The 249-nt window shown below is 34.9% G+C and carries 1 pseudogene; it reads left to right on the plus strand.

What is annotated here, in order from left to right:
- Positions 1–109, plus strand: a pseudogene (locus H5181_RS21005) (IS630 family transposase); the annotation flags it as partial.
- Positions 110–249 lie beyond the last annotated feature (140 nt).

Genomic DNA, 249 nt, shown 5'->3' on the forward strand with positions numbered 1-249 from the left:
ATATGACGATATTGTTGAGCAGTGTTCCATTGCATGGAATCGATTTATTGCAGAGCCGGAAAGGGTGATTCAACTATGTTCTAGACGTTGGACAAAATTGACCAATTAATTAATGTAAATGGTATAATACCATTTACATTAAATATGTGATCTAATTGCTCGTCATTTCCTTACTTCAGTATCGATGAATAATCTCAATCTTGCAGCATTAGTTAAATCTGAGAAACGCGCACGTAAACGTATGCGTTA

This window comes from Shewanella sp. SG44-2 (assembly GCF_014164215.1).
Classification (GTDB): Bacteria; Pseudomonadota; Gammaproteobacteria; order Enterobacterales; family Shewanellaceae; genus Shewanella; species Shewanella frigidimarina.